3 protein-coding genes and 1 pseudogene are annotated in these 2676 nt (G+C 65.9%); 2 read left to right on the top strand and 2 right to left on the bottom strand.

The annotated features are described in order from the left end of the window. A partial coding sequence (locus ACFSKW_RS25835) for a hypothetical protein (RefSeq protein ID WP_379575010.1) occupies positions 1-539 on the bottom strand: 539 nt, incomplete at its 3' end. Positions 540-754: 215 nt separating this feature from the next. Here ACFSKW_RS25835 and ACFSKW_RS25830 point away from each other — a divergent pair. Together ACFSKW_RS25830 and ACFSKW_RS25825 are read left to right on the top strand one after the other, a co-directional pair. Further along, on the top strand, positions 755-1132 hold the full coding sequence (locus tag ACFSKW_RS25830; RefSeq protein ID WP_379575009.1) for a hypothetical protein: 378 nt from the start codon (positions 755-757) through the stop codon (positions 1130-1132). Between the two features lie 412 nt (positions 1133-1544). Beyond that, positions 1545-1874: a transposase gene (locus tag ACFSKW_RS25825; RefSeq protein ID WP_379575008.1), complete on the top strand. Its 330-nt coding sequence runs from the start codon at positions 1545-1547 to the stop codon at positions 1872-1874. A gap of 11 nt (positions 1875-1885) precedes the next feature. Here the strand turns inward: ACFSKW_RS25825 and ACFSKW_RS25820 are convergent. Further along, a pseudogene (locus tag ACFSKW_RS25820) lies at positions 1886-2620 on the bottom strand (ISAzo13-like element transposase-related protein); the annotation flags it as partial. Between the last annotated feature and the right edge of the window lie 56 nt (positions 2621-2676).

Below are 2676 nucleotides of genomic sequence, written 5' to 3'. Positions count from 1 at the left end.
TGCGCACCATCGGGAACGGCCACTTCTACGGCCGGTTCATGCTTGATCCCACGCCCGGCAACAGCTCCGGCTCCGCGACCCCAGCAATGGGCGATCTGGGTGACGAGGGCAAGGACGTCGACCGGAGGATCCCGTGCCGGGTCCAGGTAACCGTCCTGCTGGGCTTCGCGAGGTTGTTCGATCTTGTGGCGGAGGGACGCTCGACAAGGGCCGTCGAGATCGGCGAGGGAAGTCTCGCGTTCCAGGCGACCCAGCTGGCGCAGGCTCGCCCCTGGCCGGGGGATCTCGCGGACGTCGACGTCGATGGGGAAGAGCGGCCGGCAGCCGAAGTTCACCCCGCCCCAGCGGAATGCGTGATGAGCTCCGCCCACCGCCCGTCCCGCGTGCAACGCACCGATCGAGCAGGCCGCGCCGGTGGCCCCACCCGCTCCTGCGGAACCCTCTGCCACCTCAGACTGGCCAACATGATCAGCATCCGCCCATAACCACAGCGGCGGACGACGAAGACGTGGATCAGGCAGGCATAGCTTCCATCGCATCGTGAGATCTCACCGTGTCATTCTGAAGTGCAAGAGGCATTCCACACGGCGCGCACGACCGAGGCGACCGGCCTTGCCCCTGGCTCAGCCCTCCCAGCTCCCGGACTTGGCGGACACCCAACACCTGCACGCAAACCCGTTGCGAGCGCAACATTTTGCCTAATCGGGAATCGCAGGACCGCCGTTGGACATATGCGTTCGGGTAGACCGGGGGCATGAAGCGCAATAAATCGAACAAAAGCGGTGGATTGCTCGAACTGTGCGATTGGTGCGGCAAGCTGATCTCAGACGGGTCCGAGCTCTACGGCGTGGCCCAGGATTCCTCCATGATCAACGCCGACGATCCCAGGTTCGACGGCCAACGCTTTCTGACCGCATGCACCTACGAGCACCTGATCGCTCTACGCGAGCACTACCGCCGCCGCCCGTTCGTCGACGAGGAACTGTGGGCAGGCAAGATCACGCGTGCCTTGGACGATGCCAGCGAAGAGTACAACCTTGACGATCTGACAGCCGCCACCGGCTTGAACCCGGAACAGGTCGAGCGATGCATTGCATGGCTGGAAGCGCAACTCCACCGGCTGCCCGGGTAATGACGTTTCCGCCGTAGACCGTTCACAGTGGCTGCTGCGGGAGACCGGCGGAGGGGAGTTTGGCGAGGCACTGCGCTCACGCGCGAGGCATTCGAACGCATGGTCCATCCCGGGGTGCGGGCTCCGTGGGAGCCTCCCGAGGCAGGCTGCGGGTGCCGGTTAATCATCCGGTCAGGTCAAGCCGCGTGTCGGTATTCCTTCAGGACACCTCCGAGCCGATCACGTCGGCGGACATCCGACGAGGTGCTCGAGGCCGGGTCGATGCCGGGATCAACGAGTGGTCGAAGCGGAGCAGCCTGCCGGAGAACCGACGAGGCCGGTGTTCGTTATAGGAAGTCGGGCGTTCCACCCGAGGACTGGACACCTGAGACCCTGGACCTTGCTGGTTCGGGGAGATCGGGAGAGTGTCCCGTTGGGGATGAAGAACTATCCACCGGAGTTCAAGAGGGACGCGGTGGCGTTGTACGAGTCCAGGCCGGGCGCGACGATCGCAGGGATCGCCGCTGACCTGGGGATCAGTTCCGAGACGTTGCGGAACTGGATCCGGGCGGCACGCGCCGAGCGGGGTGAGCTAGAGCGGTCGGGACGCAGGCCGAGAGCTGGTGACAGCGGCGGTGAGGCGTCGCTGGAGACGGTGGAGGCCGAGAACGCCGCGTTGCGACGCCGGGTGCGTGAGCTGGAGGAAGAGCGGGACATCCTGCGCAAGGCCGCCCGGTATTTCGCCGGGGAGACGCGCTGGTGAGGACTCGTCAACTAACTACTGCCTGATTTGATGTTGCTTTCATACTCGGCGATCGCCTTCTGGAAGGCCTCGATCGTGCGGGGTGGGTGCGTCCGCCGAGGCTGGTCAAGGGCTGTGGCGATGTCGGGAGTGGCGAAGGCGAGCAACGGCATGGTCCGGTGGGCGTGGTAGCTCAGCGTGTTGCGGTCTCGGCCGAGGAGTCGGGCCGTCAGGGTGAGCGTGACCGTGTTGCGGCGGCTCAGGATCGCGGCCAGGACACGGTGGCGGTGGTCGAGGAAGCCGAATCCGGGGTTGTATCCGCGCCGGTTGATGCCCTTCCTCTTCTCGCGTTCAGCCTCGGCCAGGACCCGGCGCCAGGGCTGGAGTTCCTCCACGAGCCGGTCGAACTGTTCGCGGGAGATGCCGGTAAGGGCGGGGTGGGTGAGCAGGTAGGTGGCCTCGGCCGGTATCGGGGATGCCTTCGCCTGTTCCGGGTCGGCCGGGGGTGACTGCCGGGGGTCGTATGGGGCGATGGTGTAGTTCCACTCGCCGTGGAAGTCGTCACGCTGGACGCGCTGCAGGATCGCCTTGCGTTCGTCCTTGGTGAGGGTCCGCCCGGTGGGGTAGTCGTTGTCGTCCAGGACGGCGCTGACGGTTAGTCCGGTGCTGGTGCGGGTGGCCGAGATGGTCTGAAGCATCACCTCGTAGCTGGTCAGCGGCTGCCCGCGCAGGCTGTGGGTGATGCGGGAGAACAGCCGGTGCTCGATCTGACCGGAAAATGATCCACCTCAGCTGGGCGCGCGGCAGCGACCCCCAGCCGGTG

This window comes from Nonomuraea mangrovi (assembly GCF_042681425.1).
GTDB classification, from domain to species: domain Bacteria; phylum Actinomycetota; class Actinomycetes; order Streptosporangiales; family Streptosporangiaceae; genus Nonomuraea; species Nonomuraea mangrovi.
Note: the sequence above shows the minus strand (reverse complement) of the source record. Positions and strands in the feature narration are given on the sequence as shown.

What these genes read in the sequence shown, in the direction of transcription:
- ACFSKW_RS25830 (WP_379575009.1), top strand. Translation starts at nt 755, where the DNA reads ATGAAGCGCAATAAATCGAACAAAAGCGGTGGATTGCTCGAACTGTGC.